The 19133-nt window shown below is 71.6% G+C and carries 16 protein-coding genes and 1 pseudogene; 11 read left to right on the top strand and 6 right to left on the bottom strand.

Going from position 1 to position 19133, the window contains the following annotated elements; translation table 11 throughout:
• Positions 1 to 54: 54 nt before the first annotated feature.
• The 3 genes and pseudogenes from aqpZ to L8M95_RS03075 form a co-directional block, all read right to left on the bottom strand.
• Complete coding sequence (gene aqpZ / locus L8M95_RS03085; RefSeq protein ID WP_260487880.1) at positions 55 to 831, bottom strand: aquaporin Z; 777 nt, start codon at positions 829 to 831, stop codon at positions 55 to 57.
• Positions 832 to 987: 156 nt separating this feature from the next.
• A pseudogene (locus tag L8M95_RS03080) lies at positions 988 to 1654 on the bottom strand (SIR2 family NAD-dependent protein deacylase).
• Positions 1655 to 1767: 113 nt separating this feature from the next.
• A complete protein-coding gene (locus L8M95_RS03075; protein ID WP_260487879.1) occupies positions 1768 to 2448 on the bottom strand; it encodes a hypothetical protein in 681 nt (226 codons plus the stop codon).
• Between the two features lie 354 nt (positions 2449 to 2802).
• Here L8M95_RS03075 and typA point away from each other — a divergent pair, with 354 nt between their 5' ends.
• Genes typA through L8M95_RS03055 form a run of 4 tightly spaced genes read left to right on the top strand, consistent with a single transcriptional unit; the run spans position 2803 to position 7880 of the window.
• Positions 2803 to 4725: a translational GTPase TypA gene (gene typA / locus L8M95_RS03070; RefSeq protein ID WP_260487877.1), complete on the top strand. Its 1923-nt coding sequence runs from the start codon at positions 2803 to 2805 to the stop codon at positions 4723 to 4725.
• Between the two features lie 10 nt (positions 4726 to 4735).
• On the top strand, positions 4736 to 6589 hold the full coding sequence (locus L8M95_RS03065; protein WP_260487875.1) for an ABC transporter family substrate-binding protein: 1854 nt from the start codon (positions 4736 to 4738) through the stop codon (positions 6587 to 6589).
• Entirely contained in the window at positions 6586 to 7482 is an 897-nt protein-coding gene (mshB, locus tag L8M95_RS03060) for an N-acetyl-1-D-myo-inositol-2-amino-2-deoxy-alpha-D-glucopyranoside deacetylase (RefSeq protein WP_260487873.1), read from the top strand. The genes L8M95_RS03065 and mshB overlap by 4 nt, the downstream gene beginning before the upstream one ends.
• A complete protein-coding gene (locus tag L8M95_RS03055) occupies positions 7479 to 7880 on the top strand; it encodes a hypothetical protein (protein ID WP_260487871.1) in 402 nt (133 codons plus the stop codon). The genes mshB and L8M95_RS03055 overlap by 4 nt, the downstream gene beginning before the upstream one ends.
• On the opposite strand, the gene L8M95_RS03050 is transcribed toward L8M95_RS03055, so the two are convergent.
• Positions 7851 to 9515: a PH domain-containing protein gene (locus tag L8M95_RS03050; RefSeq protein ID WP_260487869.1), complete on the bottom strand. Its 1665-nt coding sequence runs from the start codon at positions 9513 to 9515 to the stop codon at positions 7851 to 7853. The genes L8M95_RS03055 and L8M95_RS03050 overlap by 30 nt on opposite strands.
• Positions 9512 to 10189 (bottom strand): PH domain-containing protein, encoded by a 678-nt coding sequence (locus tag L8M95_RS03045; RefSeq protein WP_260487867.1) that lies wholly within the window; start codon positions 10187 to 10189, stop codon positions 9512 to 9514. The genes L8M95_RS03050 and L8M95_RS03045 overlap by 4 nt, the downstream gene beginning before the upstream one ends.
• A 99-nt stretch (positions 10190 to 10288) precedes the next feature.
• Between L8M95_RS03045 and L8M95_RS03040 the strand changes: the two genes are divergently transcribed.
• The 3 genes from L8M95_RS03040 (at position 10289) to dapC (ending at position 14396) form a co-directional block, all read left to right on the top strand.
• On the top strand, positions 10289 to 12868 hold the full coding sequence (locus L8M95_RS03040; protein ID WP_260487865.1) for a bifunctional FO biosynthesis protein CofGH: 2580 nt from the start codon (positions 10289 to 10291) through the stop codon (positions 12866 to 12868).
• Positions 12869 to 12954: 86 nt separating this feature from the next.
• On the top strand, positions 12955 to 13278 hold the full coding sequence (gene fdxA, locus L8M95_RS03035; protein ID WP_067718452.1) for a ferredoxin: 324 nt from the start codon (positions 12955 to 12957) through the stop codon (positions 13276 to 13278).
• Between the two features lie 5 nt (positions 13279 to 13283).
• Complete coding sequence (dapC, locus tag L8M95_RS03030; RefSeq protein WP_260487862.1) at positions 13284 to 14396, top strand: succinyldiaminopimelate transaminase; 1113 nt, start codon at positions 13284 to 13286, stop codon at positions 14394 to 14396.
• Positions 14397 to 14551: 155 nt separating this feature from the next.
• Here the strand turns inward: dapC and dapD are convergent, their stop codons facing one another.
• Positions 14552 to 15520, bottom strand: coding sequence for a 2,3,4,5-tetrahydropyridine-2,6-dicarboxylate N-succinyltransferase (gene dapD, locus L8M95_RS03025; protein ID WP_260487860.1), 969 nt, complete (start codon positions 15518 to 15520; stop codon positions 14552 to 14554).
• Positions 15521 to 15581: 61 nt separating this feature from the next.
• On the opposite strand from dapD, the gene dapE reads away from it, so the two are divergent.
• From dapE to folP, 4 genes are all read left to right on the top strand, one after another.
• Positions 15582 to 16751, top strand: a complete 1170-nt coding sequence (gene dapE / locus L8M95_RS03020) for a succinyl-diaminopimelate desuccinylase (RefSeq protein ID WP_396119347.1) — start codon at positions 15582 to 15584, stop codon at positions 16749 to 16751.
• Positions 16752 to 16841: 90 nt separating this feature from the next.
• Positions 16842 to 17642, top strand: a complete 801-nt coding sequence (locus tag L8M95_RS03015; RefSeq protein ID WP_260487858.1) for a TIGR00730 family Rossman fold protein — start codon at positions 16842 to 16844, stop codon at positions 17640 to 17642.
• A complete protein-coding gene (locus L8M95_RS03010; protein ID WP_260487857.1) occupies positions 17639 to 18196 on the top strand; it encodes a TIGR00730 family Rossman fold protein in 558 nt (185 codons plus the stop codon). The genes L8M95_RS03015 and L8M95_RS03010 overlap by 4 nt, the downstream gene beginning before the upstream one ends.
• A gap of 110 nt (positions 18197 to 18306) precedes the next feature.
• On the top strand, positions 18307 to 19119 hold the full coding sequence (folP, locus tag L8M95_RS03005; protein WP_260489136.1) for a dihydropteroate synthase: 813 nt from the start codon (positions 18307 to 18309) through the stop codon (positions 19117 to 19119).
• Positions 19120 to 19133 lie beyond the last annotated feature (14 nt).

The raw sequence follows: 19133 nt of genomic DNA, 5'->3' as shown, positions 1-19133 counted from the left end.
GCCTGACGCAGGAGGGCCCGCTGGAGACGCTCGTCTCCGGCGGGCCCTCCTGCGTCAGGCCGAGACGGACGCGGATCGGCCGTTCGCGGCGCGACCGCCGAACAACGGGCCGTACAGCGCGCCCGCGATGAGCGCACCGACGATCGGGGCCACCCAGAACAGCCACAGCTGGCCAGGTGCGCCGCCGCCGTTGAAGAACGCCACCGCCGTCGACCGTGCCGGGTTCACCGACGTGTTGGTGATGGGGATGGAGATGAGGTGGATCAGCGTCAGCGTGAGGCCGATGGCCGCGGGCGCGAAGCCGACGGGGGCCCGGCGATCGGTGGCGCCGAGGATGACCCACACGAAGAGGGTCGTGAGCACGATCTCGATGAGCAGAGCAGAGAGCAGACCGTAGCCATCGGGCGAGTTGGCCCCGTAACCGTTGGCGGCCATGCTGCCGGTGGCCTCGAACCCGTCCTTGCCGCTCGCGACCACGAGGATCAGCGCGCCCGCGACCAGACCTCCAACGACCTGACTGACGATGTAGACGGGGGCCTTGGCCCAGGGCAGGCGGCCGGCGACCGCGGCGCCGATGGTCACGGCGGGGTTGAAGTGGCCACCCGAGATGTGTCCGAACGCGTATGCGGCGGTGAGGACGGTGAGCCCGAACGCGATCGCGACACCGAGGTAGCCGACGCCGACGGGAATGTCACCGGTATCGGCGGTGGCGATCTGGACCGCCGCGAACACGGCGGTGCCGCAACCGCCGAGGACGAGCCAGAACGTGCCGATCACCTCGGCGGCGATGACCGAGGTGATGGAGGGGACGGATGGGGATGAATCAGACATGGCGTGATCTCCGGTCCTGACCTCCGCGTGAACGGAGGAGCGGGAACACCGGGCGTGGGTCCCTGCGCGCTACGCTAGCGCGCCCTCCCGGCCCCAGGGAGGTTTCCGCCAGCCGTTCGTGCGGCGGCTCGGGGAGGGGAGTGCGGCCCGAATGGCTCAGGGGGACAGGAGGACGGGCAGTGCCTGACCTGCGGTCGCCCGCACCCGGACCGCGACCTCGGATCCGAGTCCCGACGGGCCGGGGTTCACCTCGATCACCGGCACCTGCGCATCCGCGGCGAGACCGGGCAACGACGCCGCGGGATGGACCAGGCCGGAGGTCCCGACGACGAGCACCGCGGCAGCCGAGGTGACCGCGTCGACGGCCGCGTCCCAGGGCCGGCCGGGGAGCATCTCGCCGAACCACACCACACCCGGACGGGCCCGCCCACCACACCGGTCGCAGGCCGGCGGGGTGAGGCGGTCGACCGGCTCGGCGGGAGGAGGACCGACGTCCATCGGTGTACCGCAGGTATCACAGCGGTGGGCGAACAGGCTGCCGTGGACGTGGTGGACCCGGCTGGAACCAGCGCGCTCATGCAGGTCATCGACGTTCTGGGTGACCACCACGACGTCCCGGTACGCTTCGGCGCGGGCGACCGCGACGTGCCCGTCGTTCGGTCTCGCCCCCCCAGACCAGGTGTTCGCGCCACCTGTACCAGGCCCACACGGTGTCGCGATCGCGGGCCCAGGCCTCCGGGGTGGCCAGAGCGGTGGGGTCGTACCGTTCCCACAGTCCCGTCCGGGCGTCGCGGAAGGTGGGCACGCCGCTCTCGGCGCTCATCCCGGCACCGCTGAGAACGACCAGAGGCCCGCCGCCGGCAAGGGCGAGACGGGCCTCGGTCAGGTCCTGGTCTGGGACGGCGCTGCGCCCGACGGGCGCGCCACCGTCGCCGGTCACCGGACGAACGCGGTCCCCACGGTGGGGAAGGCGACGCAGTTCGCGGTCCCGCCGTCCTCCAGGTTCGTGGTGACCCCGCCCTGCAGGAGCATGAGGACCTGACCCGCGCCGGTGTCCGCGACGCCGTTGACCGTGGCCGGCCCGCCCTCGTTGATGCCGTTGTAGGTCAGGACGGTGGAACCGCGACGACCGTTGGAGATGTTGATCCACTCCACGGTCATGGGCTGGGCCTGCTGGGCCGCGACTCCCTCGGTACCCAGCGCGGTGAAGATGAAACCGAGCTTGCCGGGGTCGATGCCGGGAAGCGGGAGATCGGCCGGCCCGGGGACGGCGGTCGCGGCGCCGACGGCGGTCTGGTCGCCGCCGATGCACTGCTGCATGATCGTCGGGTACGCGAACTGCGCGATGACCGGGCCGTTCTCGGGAAGCGGGGTCCCGGGCTCGCCGGTGCCGCGGAAGAACCCGACGAGGCGGGCGATGGTGCCCCGCGTGTCCTCGGGGATCCACTGCTGCTCGGAGAGGTTCTCGATCGCCTGCAGCACGGGCTCGGTCGGACGTCCCAGTTCGTCGAGCGACTGCGCGCTGGCGGTGGCGGGTGCGGCGAGACCGACCGCGAGGGCGGCTACGGCACCGAGGCCGAGGGTCCGGAACGAGGTCCTGAGCGAGTGGCGGATCACTGGCGAGTCCATTCTTCGGCTGGGCGGGCGGACCGGCTGGCGGGCCGACCGGTCGACCGCTAGATATTCTCATAAGTGTCCCGAGTCACGGGCACCGGGACTCGGATGGAGAGGCGATCTGGTGCTGATGTTACAGAAGTTGTGCGTGATGTAAATAACACCACCGTGGTGCTTCTGTCGGGAGCGTCTCACGATAGGGAGATCGTCCGGTATAGCAGGTAATGTGGATTCGCACGCGCGCTCGACCGGACGCGCCTGTGGATCGCGGCTGACACACGCCGCTGATTCCCATTACGCGCCCGGCGGCCCCGAGCCGCCCCGGGCGCGGTAAGCCTCCGAGGGAGAACCCAGCGTATGGCCTTGACCGAGTTCCGCAACGTCGCCATCGTGGCGCACGTCGATCACGGGAAAACGACACTCGTCGACGCGATGCTGCGTCAGTCCGGAGCGTTCGACGAACGCGCCGAGCTCGTGGACCGCGTGATGGACTCGGGTGACCTCGAGCGCGAGAAGGGGATCACCATCCTCGCCAAGAACACCTCCGTGCGCCGGCACGGCGCGGGGGCGGGTGGCGCGGACCTCGTCTTCAACATCATCGACACCCCGGGTCACGCGGACTTCGGCGGCGAGGTCGAGCGCGGACTGAACATGGTCGACGGCGTCGTCCTGCTGATCGACTCCTCGGAGGGCCCGCTGCCGCAGACCCGATTCGTTCTCCGCAAGGCGCTCGCCGCCTCGCTGCCCGTGATCATCGTGGTCAACAAGACCGACCGACCCGACGCGCGGATCGACGAGGTCGTCGAGGAGGCGCAGGACCTGCTCCTGGATTTGGCCTCCGACCTCGAGGACCCCGACGCCCAGGCCGCCGCCGAGCACGCCCTCGAGCTGCCCGTCGTGTTCGCCTCCGGGCGCGCCGGCAAGGCCTCCATCACCCAGCCGGCCAACGGCCAGGAGCCGGACGCGGAGAACCTCGACGACTTCTTCAAGCTCCTCTACGAGGTGATCCCCGCCCCCCGCGGCGACGCCGACGCCCCGCTGCAGGCCCACGTCACCAACCTGGACGCCTCCAACTTCCTGGGCCGGATCGGCCTGGTCCGCATCCACAACGGTCGACTGCGCAAGGGCCAGCAGGTCGCGTGGATCCACCACCTGCCGGACGGCGAGACGGAGACCAAGTCGGTCCGGATCTCGGAGCTGCTCGCGACCGAGGGCGTGGAGCGCGTTCCCACCGATGAGGCCGTCGCCGGCGACATCGTGGCGGTGGCCGGCATCAGCGACATCATGATCGGTGACACCCTGGCCGATCCGGAGAACCCGGTCGCGCTGCCCGCCATCACCGTCGACGAGCCCGCGATCTCCATGACCATCGGCGTCAACACGTCGCCGCTCGCCGGCCGCAACGGCGGCACCAAGCTCACCGCGCGCATGGTCAAGGCCCGTCTGGACCAGGAGCTCGTGGGCAACGTCTCGCTCAAGGTCCTCGACACCGAGCGGCCCGACGACTGGGAGGTGCAGGGTCGTGGCGAGATGGCGCTGTCGATCCTCGTCGAGACCATGCGCCGCGAGGGCTTCGAGCTCACCGTGGGCAAGCCCCAGGTGGTCACCAAGCGCATCGACGGCAAGGTCCACGAGCCGATGGAGCACATGACCATCGACGTGCCGGAGGAGTACCTCGGCGCGGTCACCCAGCTCATGGCCGCCCGCAAGGGCCGCATGGAGCAGATGAGCAACCACGGCACCGGATGGGTCCGTATGGAGTTCCTGGTCCCCGCCCGCGGCCTGATCGGATTCCGCACCACCTTCATGACCGAGACCCGCGGATCCGGCATCGCCAACTCGGTGTCCGCCGGGTACGAGCCGTGGGTCGGGGAGATCCGCTCGCGCCACACCGGTTCCCTCGTGGCGGACCGGGCCGGAAAGGCCACCGCCTTCGCGCTACTGGGCCTCGCCGACCGCGGCGACTTCTTCATCGAGCCCGGCTCCGAGGTCTACGAGGGCGTCGTGGTGGGGGAGAACCCGCGCTCCGAGGACATGGACGTCAACATCACCAAGGAGAAGAAGCTCACCAACATGCGTGCGGCGTCCTCCGACGCGACGGAGACGCTGTCCAAGGCCCGCAACCTCTCCCTCGAGGAGGCCATGGAGTTCTGTGCCGGCGACGAGTGCGTCGAGGTTGGCCCGGACGCCATCCGCGTGCGCAAGGTCGCTCTGACCGCGACCGAGCGGGCCAAGGCCCGCAGCAAGGCCAAGTCGCGCGAGCAGCAGACCGTCGGCTAGACCGGTAACGATGACGACGAGGGGGGCGTCGGTGCGCCGGCGGGGTGCCGCCGTGCTGGGCGCAGCGCTCGCCCTCGTCGTCGTCGCCGGCTGCGTCGCCGACCCCCCGCCTCCGACGGTGGTGGGTGACGAACGCTCCGACGGTGCGTCGGTCAGCCTCACGGCCGGCGGTCTCCTGCTTGCGTTGAGCCGGGTCGAGGCGGGGTTCAACCCTCACCTCCTCGCGGACCAGGGCCTGGACACCGACCTCGTGGCCTCGCTGCTGTTGCCGAGTGCGTTCGTCCGGGGTGCCGACGGGGAGCCGGTGCTCAACCGGGACCTGTTGGTCTCCGCCGAACTCGTCCCCGGCGCTCCCTCCACGGTCCGGTACGCGATCGATCAGCAGGCACAGTGGTCCGACGGCGTCCCCGTGGCCGCCGAGGACTTCGAGTACCTGTGGCGGCAGATGACCAGCCAACCCGGCGTCGTCGACCCGGCCGGATACGAGAGGATCGTCGAGATCCGATCCGGCGCGGGGGGCAAGGTCGTCGACGTGGTCTTCGACTCCGTGCCGGAGCACTGGCAGGCTCTGTTCACGCACCTGCTGCCCGCCCACATCCTCAAGGGTGCCCCCGACGGGTTCCAGGGATCCATGCAGAGCCTGCCCGTCATGAGTGCCGGCCCGTTCATGATCCGCGCGGCCGACATCGGCCGGGGCGAGATCGAGTTCGTCCGCAACGACCGGTACTGGGCCCGCGCCCCCGAGCTCGACCAGATCGTCGTGCGACGGGCCACGGGCGCCGGCCAGCTCGGCGCCGCGTTGAGGGACGGACCCGGGTCGATGGCCCTGGTCTCGGCGAACCCGGTGGCGGCCGACGTCTCCTCGACGGTTCCGGGCGTCACCACCGCCCCGGTCGAGAGCGCGGCGCAACTCGAACTCGCGCTCAACGCGGTCGCCCCGGCGGTCACCGATCCCGCGGTCCGTCGCGCGGTCTCGGCGGCGATCGACCCCGAGGTGGTCGGGCGGATCGTCACCGGGGAGTCCGAGCCCACGGTGTCCTCGTTCCCGTTCCCGGAGCGATCCACCGACACCCCCACCGCCGACGAAGGGGTCGTCGAGCGCACGCTGACCGAGGCGGGGTTCACCCGCGCGGGCCCGCGGTGGCGCCGCGACGGGACCCCGCTGTCCGTCACCCTCGGGGTCGAGGCGTCGGACGACCGGGCCGTGACCGCCGCCTACACCGTCGCCGACCAACTGCGCGGCGCGGGGATCGGTGCCCGGGTGTGGGAACTCGACCCCGCGGCCCTCTATGCGGATGCGCTACCGCACGGGCTCGTCGACGGCGTGGTGGGCTGGCAGCGGGTCGACGGGCGGCCGGAGGTCGCGGCGGAGTCGCGCTTCGCCTGCGGAAGCCCTGCGGTCGTCCGCACGTCGGCGTCGGTGTCGGCGTCGGCGTCGGTCTCCCCGTCCCGCCTCCCGACCACGGTGACGAGCCTGATCCCACCCGAGCCGGACACGGGGGAGACCCCGGCGCCGCGGACGAGCGCCACGACGACGGTCACCTCCACCCCGACCACCCCGTCCCGCACCATCGGCCGCGGCGCGCCCGCACGGGCCGGCGACGTGGCCGGGATCTGCGATCCCGAGCTCGATCGCGTGCTCGGGGTGGCGGGTCCGGGAGGCGACACCGATCTGGCCGCCGCGGGCAACCGGGTCGCCGGGCTGGCCCTGCGCGTGCCGCTGGTCCGACCGTCCCTGCTGCTCGCCACCGACGGGGTGGACGTGAGCGGGGCGGATCCCGCACGGCCGGGCCTCGACGGACAGGGCCCGAGGCGGGTCACCGACGTGTTCGACACCGCACCCACCTGGAGGAGGACCGGATGACACCGTCCACCGCGACCCCGTCCGCGACCGGCCTGCGCGCCCTGTTCGTCCACGCCCACCCCGACGACGAGGCGATCACCACCGGCGGCACCATCGCCGCCCTGGTGGCCGCGGGCGCCGACGTCCGCGTGGTCACCTGCACGCTCGGAGAGGAGGGCGAGGTGCTTGGCGGCGAGCTGGCCGGACTCGTCGCGGACCGCGCCGACCAGCTCGGCGGGTACCGGATCGGCGAACTGGCCGGTGCACTGCGCGCACTCGGGGTGGGCCGCGCCCGGTTCCTCGGTGGTGCGGGCCGGTGGCGGGACTCCGGGATGGCCGGGACCCCGTCGGCCGACCACCCGCGCGCGTTCGTGGGATCGGGCAGGGAGGCGGTGGACGAGCTCGTGACCGTCCTCGACGATTTCCGGCCGCACCTCGTGGTGACCTACGACCCGAAGGGCGGCTACGGGCACCCGGATCACATCCGGGCCCACGAAGCGGTCCACGCCGCGATCGAGGAGGCCACCCATCGGCCGGACCGGGTGGCGTGGACCGTCACCGCGCGGTCCGAGGTCAGCCGGACCCACCCCGATCCGCCCCCGCACCTGCGCCACTCGGAGGACGACGAGCTGCCGTCCGTTGCGGATTCCCGGCTCACTCACCGCGTCCCGCTCGACGACGCGGACTACGCCGCCAAACTCGAGTCCCTGACGGCCCACGCGACGCAGCTCGAGCTGGTGCCCGGCCCCGAGGGCGAGCCGTGGTTCCTCGCGCTGACCAACGGGGTCCTGCAATCCGTCCCCCAGGTGGAGTGGTACATCGCGCGGGACCGCGCCGAGAGTGACGGGCCGTACGTCAAGTGCCAGCCGGGGTCCGCGCACCTGCTCGACGGGCTCGGCGAGGCGCGGTCGTGACCGCCGCCGCCCCGTCGGTGCGCCGGGCCCCCGCGGCTGAGCTGGCGATCGCCCTGGTACTGCTGGCGGTCGGCGCGGCGGCCAGCTGTGTGCTCGCGTCGGCGTGGCTGACCATGTACGTCGGTCCCGTGCCGCTCCCGATCAGCGTCCTCGCCGCCGGGGCCTGGTCGCTGTTCCTGGTCCGGGTCGCCTCGATGTGGTCGGGCAGGAAGATCGTGGCGGCGTTCCCCGCCCTCGTGTGGATCCTCACGCTCGCCGCGATCAACCTGGGCCCCGGAGGCGACACGCCCGTGTCGATCGGCCTGCGGGCGCTCGCACTCCTCGCTTTCGGTGGCCTCATCCCGCTGTGGGTGGCCACCCTGCGGCCCTCACCCGTTCCGGACACCCATCGACGGTGAGACGCGGCCCTCGTGGGCCCCGGCGTGATTCCACACGTCAGTGATCCCGGGCGTCAGCGCCTCGGCCAGCGCCCACGCTTCGTCGGCATCGATGTCGACCACCGAATAGACGCCGTTGCCCGCGGGGGTCGCGGCAGACGCCGTCGCCACGCCGGCCGTCCGCTGGAACACCGACTGGGTCACGGTCCAGCCGATGATCCCGTCGGCCTCGAGGATCGAACGCTTGGCCGTCCACGATCCGCTGGACGTCACCAGCATGTCCGGCAGCAGGGCGTGTCCGAGCATGCGGATGCGGTCCACCGACAGCAGGAGGAAGAACACCAGAGCGGCGGGGATGCCCCAGCGAACCCAGATGTCTGCCGACGGGCCCGAGTCGATCCGGACCAGCACGATGACCCCGGCGACGACCCAGAACGGGAGCAGGCCGCGGGTGATGCGCCGACGGGCCGCTTTCCACGGGTGTCGCCGCAGAGGGACCGTCACCGGCGTCTCGTCACCCAGGATGCGGATCGCCACCCGACGCACGTCCTCGATCGGCGCCTGCGGCAGCAGGGTGGACGCGGTGGCGCCCTTCTTGGTGCCCGTCATGATGGGTTCGAGCCGGCCGCCCCCGAGCATCCGCAGGTAGACGGGCAACCGCAGCTCCACACCACGCAGCCGTGCCTTGTCCAGCGCGATGTGCTTGCGCCGCAGGACACCGTTCTGCACGTAGAGCAGTTGACCACGTTCGGTCAGCGCGTACTTGCCGTACCGGATGGCGTAGGTGATGACCGCCAGGACCCCGGCCACCATCCAGATCCCGATGCCCTTGCCGATGACCGCCCAGGGCTGCCCCAGCGAATCCAGCCAGGCGATGGTCCCCTCGACCACCGCCAGGCCCATGATGCGGTCGTGCATGTCGCCCATCTGCCAGGTGACGAGCCACAGGGAGAACAGGACACCGAACCCGATGAAGGAGAACGGTGCGAACCGCGACCAGGTCACCTTCCACCGGGCGATGTCCTCGCCATACTTCGACCCCCACTGCTCCTCGTCCTCCACGCCGAGGGACGGGTCCAGGGCCCGTCGGTGCTTGAGCAGCTCGTCGCGGAGTGGCTCGACCAGCGTGGTGTCGATGGCGTCGAGGCGGAACCGCTCGGCGTCGGACTTTCCGGAGTCGGCCCGCCCGGTCCCCACCTCCACGATCGAGACCTTGAGGACCCGGTGGAAGAGGTCGGATTCCGTGTCAACGCTGCGGATCCGCTGGCGGGCGACGGTGACTACCTGGCGACTGAAGAACCCCTTCTTCAGGATGATGTGCGTGCTGCCGACCTGATAGCTGGTCGACAGCCACCGGAGGACACCGCTGACGATCACCAGGGAGACGATGACGATCTCGAACCAGTAGTTGCTGCGGTTGGAACCCAGCCACAGCGAGATGAGGAAGAGCGGGAGGAGGCGGGTGAGCATCCCCAGCGGGTACACGAGCAGCATCCGCCAGGACAGGCGCTCCCAGGGGGCTGCCGGGTCGATCTTCCCCGCCACCGCGGGGTCGTCGGTGCCGGAGACCTCCTCCGCCGGTTCGGCCACGGGGGGCTGTGCGGTGTCGACGGAGGAGCCGACCTCGTCGTCGTCGTTGTCGTCCGGCCCGGTCACGTCCCGTCCTCCGAATCCAGGTTCGCGATCGCGATGAGGTGCTGGGCCAGGGTCTCCGCGTCGGCCAGGTTCAGACCCCGGATCTCCACCGTCCCCTGGGCGGACGCGGTGGAGGCGTTGACCGTCGCCAGTCCGAACCACCGCTCGAACAGGGTGCGCGTGGTGTACACGGTCTGCAGGCGGGCGAGCGGCGCGATCCGGAACTGGGTGGTCCACCAGCCCTTGCGGGAGCACACCGCGGTGTCGGAGACATCCCACCGCGCCACGACGTAGCGCCACCACGGCGCCACGACGATGCTCATGAACGCGAACGGGATCGTCACCGCGACGGCGACCCAGTTCCAGAACCCCATGACGTTGTCGCCCCAGAAGTACCACCCCACCTGCAGACCGGCGAGGACCGCCCAGGACCAGATCCCCTCCATCACCCACAGCAGCGGCGTGCGCTTCTCGATCCGGTGCCGGGGTGCGGTCACCAGTACCCGATTGGTGGTGAGCAGCGCGTCACCGGTGTCCGGCAGGGTGTCACCGCCACCCGGCAGCTCGCCGCCGGCGTCGCGCTCGTCGAGGGTCGGGCGCGGTTCGCGGAGCGCGTGCGCGCCCCCCTCGCCGGGGGCCGGGCTGGACACCAGGGGATCCCCGTTCGTGCGGAGGGGGACTGCGTGATCGGGCATGACGGTAAGACTAGTGGGAGGGAGCACACCGCAAGCCCCTGACCTCACGTGGAGCACGCCGTGCTCGCCGAGTCCCCGAGGTGGGGCATCATCACGGGCATGGATCACGTACCGACCCCCGCCGATCCCCAGCCCACGGCGTCGGCCATGCGGCGCGCCCTGCGCCGGGCCTCCGACGGGCTCACCCTGGACGTCACCGAGGCCGCCGTGCTGCTCGCCACGCGGGGCGAGGACCTGGCGCGGCTGACCTCCCTCGCCGCGGCCCGCCGGGACGCACGGCTGGTGGACGAGGGGCGCCCCGGGGTGGTGACGTACTCCCGCAAGGTGTTCGTCCCGCTCACCCGCCTGTGCCGGGACCGCTGCCACTACTGCACGTTCGTCACCGTGCCGGGCAGGCTCCGCGCGGCGGGCGAGGGCATGTTCCTCGACCCCGACGAGGTCATCGACCTGTGCCGCCGCGGTGCGCAGGCCGGGTGCAAGGAGGCCCTGTTCACCCTCGGAGACCGGCCGGAGGACCGGTGGCCCGAGGCCCGGGAGTGGCTCGAGTCCCGCGGCTTCTCCTCGACGCTGGACTACGTGCGCGCCATGGCCATCCGGGTGCTCGAGGAGACCGGGCTGCTGCCGCACCTCAACCCGGGCGTGATGAGTTGGTCCGAACTGTCCACCCTCAAGCCGGTCGCCCCGTCGATGGGCATGATGCTGGAGACCACCGCGACCCGGTTGTTCACCACCCCGGGCCAGTGCCACCACGGCAGCCCGGACAAGGACCCGGCGGTCCGGTTGCGCACCCTCACCGACGCGGGGCGTCTGGCCGTGCCGTTCACCACCGGGATCCTCGTGGGGATCGGGGAGAACCGCACCGAGCGGGCGGAGAGCCTGCTGGCCCTGGCCGGGCTGGCGCGCGAGTTCGGGCACCTGCAGGAGGTGATCGTGCAGAACTTCCGCGCCAAGCCGGACACCGCGATGCGGGCCGTGGACGACGCGGACACCGACGAGTTCCTCGCCGCGATCGCCGTCGCCCGCCTGGTACTCGACCCGCGCGTGGCGGTGCAGGCCCCGCCCAACCTCGTCGACCGCGACGACGTGCTGGCCCTGATCGACGCCGGTGTGGACGACCTGGGTGGCATCTCGCCGCTCACCCCGGACCACGTCAACCCCGAGCGGCCGTGGCCGCACCTCGACGAGCTCACCGCCGACCTGGCCGCGCGCGGGTGGACGCTGACCGAACGACTCACCGCGCACCCCCGGTACGTCGGTGCGGGCGACGCGTGGATCGACCCACGGGTGGCGGGCCACGTCCGTGCGCTGGCGGACCCGTCGAGCGGGCTCGCCGTGGTGGGGGACGACGACGAGGTGGTGCAGCCGCAGGGACGGCCGTGGCAGGAGCCCGACGACGACTGGGACTCGAGCGGACGGACCGATCTGCACACGGCGATCGACTCCGAGGGCCGCAATACGGACACCCGGTCGGACATCGGCGAGGCCTTCGGCAACTGGGACGTCATCCGGGCCCGCGCGGCGGAGCTGGGCGCGGCAGCGCTGACCCCCGAGCGGGCGGACTCCGAGGTCGTGGCGGCGCTCCGGGCGGCGGAGAACGACCCCGCCGGGCTCACCGACGAGCAGTACCTCGCCCTGGCAACCGCCACCGGGGACGGTCTGGCCGCCGTGGCGGGGCTCGCAGACCGGATCCGCGCGGACGTGGTGGGGGAGACGGTGACCTATGTGGTCAACCGCAACATCAACTTCTCCAACATCTGTTACACCGGCTGCCGCTTCTGCGCCTTCGCCCAGCGCAAGGGTGACGCCGACGCGTTCTCGTTGTCCGCCGCCGAGGTCGCCGACCGCGCGTACGAGGCATACGTATCCGGCGCGTCCGAGGTGTGCATGCAGGGCGGTATCGACCCCGACCTGCCGGTGTCCGGGTACGCCGACCTCGTCCGCGCGGTCAAGGCGCGGGTGCCGTCCATGCACGTCCACGCCTTCAGTCCCATGGAGATCTCCAACGGCGCCTCCCGATCCGGCGTGGGGGTCCGGGAGTGGCTCACCGAGCTCCGCGCTGCCGGGCTGGACACCATCCCGGGCACGGCGGCGGAGATCCTCGACGACGAGGTCCGGTGGGTGCTGACCAAGGGCAAACTTCCGGCCGCCGAGTGGATCGACATCGTCACCACCGCACACGAGGTGGGGCTGCGGTCGAGTTCGACGATGATGTACGGCCACGTCGACACCCCCCGCCACTGGGTGGCCCACCTGCGGACCCTGCGCGGCATCCAGGAGCGCACCGGAGGTTTCACGGAGTTCGTCCCACTGCCCTTCGTGCACCGCAGCGCGCCGCTGTACCTGGCCGGCGCCTCGCGGCCCGGACCGACCAGGGAGGAGAACGTCGCGGTCCACGCCCTGGCGCGGATCATGCTGCACGGGGCGATCGACCACGTTCAGACGAGCTGGGTCAAGCTCGGGGTCGCGGGGACGCGCACCATGCTGCGGTCCGGCGCGGACGACCTGGGCGGGACCCTGATGGAGGAGACCATCTCTCGGATGGCCGGCGCCGAGAACGGTTCCGCCAAGTCCCCGGAGGAGATCGAGGAGATCGCCACCGGGATCGGACGCCCGGTCCGCCGTCGGGACACCGTCTACGGACCCGCCCACCGGCCCATCGGGGTGACCGTCGTCACATAGGTCCGCCCGCGCGCGGGGCGGCTTCCGCATCCGCGTGGCCTGTGACATACGATGCAGGTCATACCGCTACGAGGAAGGTGGCTGACGTGACCTACACGATCGCAGAGCCGTGCGTCGACGTGATGGACAAGTCCTGCGTCGAGGAGTGTCCTGTCGACTGCATCTACGAGGGTGGACGGATGTTGTACATCCACCCCGACGAGTGTGTCGACTGTGGAGCGTGTGAGCCGGTCTGTCCCGTGGAGGCCATCTTCTACGAGGACGACGTCCCGGACGAGTGGACCGAGTACAACGCCGCCAACGCGGACTTCTTCGTCGAGCTCGGATCGCCGGGTGGCGCGGCCAAGGTCGGCAAGGTCGACTACGACCACCCGATGGTCAAGGCGCTCCCGCCCATGAACCAGGAGTGACCCCGGTGGTGTCGCGCCCGGAGCGTCGACCGCCCGGGCGCGCGCTCCCGGTGTTCCCCTGGGACACCCTGTCAGGCGCGCGCTCGCGCGCCTCGGCCCACCCGGACGGTCTGGTGGACCTCACCGTCGGCACGCCCGTGGACCCGGTCGCCCCGGTGATCCGCGAGGCGCTCGCCGCCGATTCGGACCGGCCCGGATACCCCACGACCGTCGGCACCCCCGCCCTTCGGCGGGCCGCGGTCGACGCGCTCGAGCGCCGATACGGCGTCACGGGTCTGACGCCCAACGCCGTCCTGCCGGCGATCGGGACCAAGGAACTCATCGCGGGCCTGCCGGCCCAGCTGGGGCTGGGGCCGGGCCACACGGTCGTCGTGCCCGAGGTCGCCTACCCGACCTACGAGGTCGGGGCACTGCTGGCGGGCGCCACCGTGGTCCGGGCCGATTCGCTCACCCAGCTCGGCCCGTCCTCGCCGACCCTGCTGTATCTCAACTCGCCGTCGAACCCGAGCGGCAAGGTGCTCGGGGTGGACCACCTGCGCAAGGTGGTCGTCTGGGCACGCGATCGCGGCGTGATCGTCGCCTCCGACGAGTGCTACCTCGGTCTGGTGTGGGAGGGCGAGGCGCCCTCGATCCTGGATCCCCGCGTCTCCGACGGCGACCACACCGGCCTCCTCGCACTGCACTCGCTGTCCAAGACCTCCAACCTCGCGTCGTACCGCGCCGGGTTCGTCGCGGGCGACCCCGCCCTGATCGCCGAACTGCTCGCGGTGCGCAAGCATGCCGGGATGATGATGCCTCTGCCCGTCCAGTCGGCGATGACGGCTGCGTTGGGCGACGACGCCCACGAGGCTGAACAGCGCGAGCGGTACCGGGCCCGCCGTGAACGCCTGCTGCCGACGGTCGAGGCGGCCGGCTTCCGGATCGACCACTCCGAGGCCGGGTTGTACCTGTGGGCCACCCGCGAGGAGCCGTGCCGCGACACCGTGGACTGGTTCGCCGAACGCGGGGTGCTGGTCGCGCCGGGCGAGTTCTACGGACCCGCCGGGGCCCGACACGTCCGCATCGCGCTCACCGCCACCGACGCCACGGTGGACGAGGCCGTGCGCAGACTGGGCTGACCAGGCCTCCCGCGTCGCCCGGCCTCTCGGGTCGCGCGGCCTCCCGCGTCGCCCGGCCTCCCCATCGAAAAGGACGTTCCGCGCACCCGCCTCTCGGGCGATGTGTGCGGAACGTCCTTGTCGTCGGAGGTCGACGCCGCCGGCGAGCGTCGGGGTCAGTCGTTGGCGTGCAGGTCGGCGTTGAGCTCGACGCCCTCGCGCTTCCACGGCACCGCCTCGACGGCACCGGTCAGGGAGTTGCGGCGGAACAGCAGGTTGTCCATGCCCGAGAGCTGCCCGGCCTTGACCGGTTCCCGCTCGGCCCACGCGCCCGCGCGGACGTCGACCTTGGTGCCGGCGGTGACGTACAGTCCGGCCTCGACCACGCAGTCGTCGCCGAGGGAGATCCCCACGCCCGAATTCGCACCGAGCAGGCAACGCTCACCGATCGAGATGGTCTCCTTGCCGCCTCCGGAGAGCGTGCCCATGATCGAGGCGCCGCCGCCGACATCGGAGTCGGTACCGACCACGACGCCCGCCGAGATGCGGCCCTCGACCATCGACGCGCCCAGCGTGCCGGCGTTGAAGTTGACGAACCCCTCGTGCATCACCGTGGTGCCCTCGGCGAGGTGGGCACCCAGGCGGACGCGGTCGGCGTCGGCGATGCGCACGCCCGACGGGACCACGTAATCCACCATGCGCGGGAACTTGTCCACGCCGTACACCGTGACCGGGCCGCGGGCGCGCAGCTTGGCACGCACCAACTCGAACCCCTGGACGGCGCACGGTCCGAAGTTGGTCCACACGACGTTGCTCAGCTTGCCGAACAGGCCGTCCATGTTCGCGTAGTGCGGTTTGATGAGGCGATGGCTGATGAGGTGGAGACGCAGGTAGGCGTCGTACGCGTCGGCCGGCGGCGCGGTGAGGTCCTCGATCTCGACCCGCACGGCCACCCTCTCGACCCCGCGGTCGGCGTCGGGGCCGGTCAGCGGCGACAATTCTGCGGGGACCTCGTCGCCGGACAGGACCCGGTGGCCGCTGGAAGGCGCGGCACCCAGCGCCGGCTCGGGGTACCACACGTCGAGAACGGTGTGGTCGGACGTCAGGGTGGCGATTCCGGTGGCCACGGCTCCATGTGCACTCATGGCCCCGATGCTAGCGGTCGGCCCCGACGAGCACGGGTCGCGGGCAACTAGGGTGGGGGCCGTGACAGCCGCCCTCGATCTGACCGCAGACCCGGTCCACCTCACCCGCGCACTGGTGGACATCCCCAGCCCCTCCCGCGAGGAGGACGCGATCGCCGCCGCCGTGCAGAACGCCCTCGAGGCGACCGTCGCGGGCTTCACCGGGCCGGCCGCGGGCCGGACGGAGGTGATCCGGGACGGCAACCGGGTTCTCGCCCGGACCACCCGGGGGCTACCGACCAGGGTCGTCCTGGCCGGGCACCTCGACACCGTCCCCCTCGCCGACAACGTCCCGTGCCGGGTCACCGGCGACGGGGAGGACCTGGTCCTGCACGGATGCGGGACCGTGGACATGAAGTCCGGGGACGCGGTCTTCCTCCACCTGTTCGCGGCCCTGGCGGACTCGGAGGACCTGGCGCACGACCTCACGCTGGTGCTCTACGACTGCGAGGAGATCGAGGCCACGGCCAACGGTCTGGGCGTCCTCGAACGCACGCATCGCGACTGGCTGACGGGTGACGTGGCGATCCTCGGCGAGCCGACCGGTGGTCTCATCGAGGCCGGGTGCCAGGGGACCCTCCGGATCCGGGTCCACGCCCGCGGTGTGCGGGCGCACTCGGCACGGAGCTGGCTGGGCGACAACGCCGTGCACCGGCTCGCACCGGTTCTCAGTGCTCTCGGCGCCTACGAGGCCCGATCGGTGGACATCGACGGGTGTGTCTACCGCGAGGGACTGCAGGCGGTACGGATGGCGGCGGGGGTCGCCGGCAACACCGTCCCGGACGAGGCGTGGCTCGACGTGAACTTCCGCTCGGCACCGGACCGCGACACCGACGCCGCACTCGCGCACGCGCTCGACGCCCTGGGACTGACCGACCTCCCGCGGGTGGCGGAAGGGGAGAGCCCGCCCGCCGAACCCGGGCTGTACTGGGAGCTCACGGACCTCTCACCGGGGGCGCTGCCCGGCCTCGCTGCCCCGGCCGCGGCGGATCTCGTCCGTGCGGCCGGAGGGAGGGTCCGTGCCAAGTACGGGTGGACCGATGTGTCCCGTTTCGCCGCCCTCGGTATCCCCGCGGTCAATCTCGGGCCCGGTGACCCCGGGATGGCGCACAAGCGCGACGAGCACTGCCCGGCGGCACAGATCACCGAGGTCGCCCAAGTCCTGCGCACCTACCTCACCACGCGGGGCTGAGACGGACCGACTGCGTCCCCGGTTCCGGAGGCTCGGCCCATCACCACTGCACAGCCCCATCACCACTGCTCAGAAGGAGACCCCCGGCCCATGGCCCCCAATGACCCCGTCCACATGCGAGGCCCCGTTCTCGTCCGTCGTGAGAAGGGTGGCGAGCACACCACCACCGATCAACGACTACTGGACAAGAACCAGGACACCGACTGGCTGCACACCGACCCGTGGCGGGTGCTGCGCATCCAGAGCGAGTTCGTCAACGGCTTCGGTGCCCTGGCGGAGCTGTCGGACGCGGTGAGCGTGTTCGGATCGGCGCGCACCCGGCCCGGGGATCCCGCGTACGAGCAGGCCGTCGAGCTCGGCCGGGCGCTCGTGGAGGCCGGATACGCGGTGGTCACCGGGGGCGGTCCCGGGCAGATGGAGGCCGCCAACAAGGGTGCGTGGGAGGCCGACGGCCAGTCTGTCGGCCTCGGCATCGAGCTGCCGCAGGAGCAGGGGCTGAACCGGTGGGTCGACCTGGGGCTGCACTTCCGCTACTTCTTCATCCGCAAGACGATGTTCGTCAAGTACACGCAGGCCTTCGTCTGTACGCCGGGCGGCTTCGGCACCCTCGACGAGTTCTTCGAGGCCATCACGCTCGTGCAGACGGACAAGATCACCCGGTTCCCGATCGTCCTTCTCGGCGTGGAGTTCTGGGCCCCGTTGACGAACTGGATCCGCGGCACGTTGGCCGAGCAGGGGATGATCTCGGCGTCCGATCCGGATCTGTTCCTGCTGACCGACTCCGTGACGGAGGCGGTGGAGTACATCCGCGAGGCGCACCACCGGGCCGCGTTGTCCTCGGAGGAGCGGGAAGACCTGTACGGCGAGGAGCACCGCGGGGTGGAGCGGTGACGGCCCCGGTCCCCGGTCGGCGGGTCTGCGTGTACTGCGCCTCGTCCACCTATGACCCGGACTTGCTGGCCATCGCCACCGAGGTGGGCGATGCCATCGCCCGGCGCGGGTGGTCGCTCGTGTCGGGGGGCGGCAACGTCTCGATGATGGGTGCACTCGCCGAGGCGGCGCGCGCGGGAGGCGCCCGCACCGTCGGTGTGATCCCCGAGGGCCTGCGGGTGCGGGAGGTCGCCGACACCGCGGCCGACGACCTCGTCGTCGTCACCACCATGCGTGAACGCAAGCGGGAGATGGAGGTGCGCTCCGACGCGTTCCTCACCCTGCCCGGCGGGATCGGGACCATGGAGGAGATGTTCGAGATGTGGACGTCCGCCTCCCTGGGCTTCCACCACAAGCCGGTGGTGCTCTACGACCCCATCGGTTTCTACCGGCCGCTGCTCGACTGGGTGGGCGGTCTCGCGGAGCAGGGACTGGTCAAGCCCGAGGCGCTCGCCAGCCTGGTGGTGTGCGACGACCTCGATGCCGCCCTCGACGCCTGCGGAGGACGACGGTGAACCCTGCCGGTGCCGGTGCCGGTGCCGGTGCCGGTGCCGGTGCCGGTGCGGGTGCCGCGCCGGCGCCCACGCTGTGCGGCCGCCCGGTCCCGGTCGACCGGCCACTGGTGATGGCGATCGTCAACCGCACACCGGACTCCTTCTACGACCGCGGGGCCACGTTCACCGACGCCGCCGCGATGCACCGGGTGGACGAGGTGGTGGCCGCCGGGGCGGACATCCTCGACATCGGTGGCGTCAAGGCCGGGCCGGGCGACCTCGTCGACGCGGAGGAGGAGACCCGCAGGGTGGTGCCGTTCGTGGAGGCGGTCCGCGACCGCCACCCGCACGTCCTCATCTCGGTTGACACCTGGCGCGGCGGGGTCGCCCGCCGCGCGTTGGCGGCCGGAGCGGATCTGGTCAACGACACCTGGGCGGGCCACGACCCCGGCGTCCTCTCCGCCGCCGGTGAGGCGAGCGCCGGGTTCGTGTGTTCCCACACGGGCGGCGCGGTGCCGCGGACGCGGCCGTTCCGCGTGGGGTACGCCGACGTCGTCCGCGACGTCGTCGGGGAACTCACCGCCGCCGCGGACCGGGCCCTCGCGGCGGGCGTCCCGGCGGACGGCATCCTCGTCGACCCCACCCACGATTTCGGCAAGAACACCTTCCACGGACTCGAACTGCTGCGCCGGATGGACGAGATCGTCGCGCTCGGGCACCCCGTCCTCATGGCCCTGAGCAACAAGGACTTCATCGGCGAGACGCTGGACACCGGCGTGGACGACCGCGCGGAGGGCACCCTCGCCGCGACGTCGGTCGCCGCCTACCTGGGTGCGCGGGTGTTCCGCACCCACGACGTCCCGGGGACCATGCGCGCCCTCAAGATGGTGGCGTCCATCGTGGGGACCCGCCGACCTGCTCGGACCGTGCGCGGCCTGGCCTGAGCCGCGGCCCCGTG

It is taken from the genome of Dietzia sp. B32 (assembly GCF_024732245.1).
GTDB lineage: Bacteria > Actinomycetota > Actinomycetes > Mycobacteriales > Mycobacteriaceae > Dietzia.
Note: the sequence above shows the minus strand (reverse complement) of the source record. Positions and strands in the feature narration are given on the sequence as shown.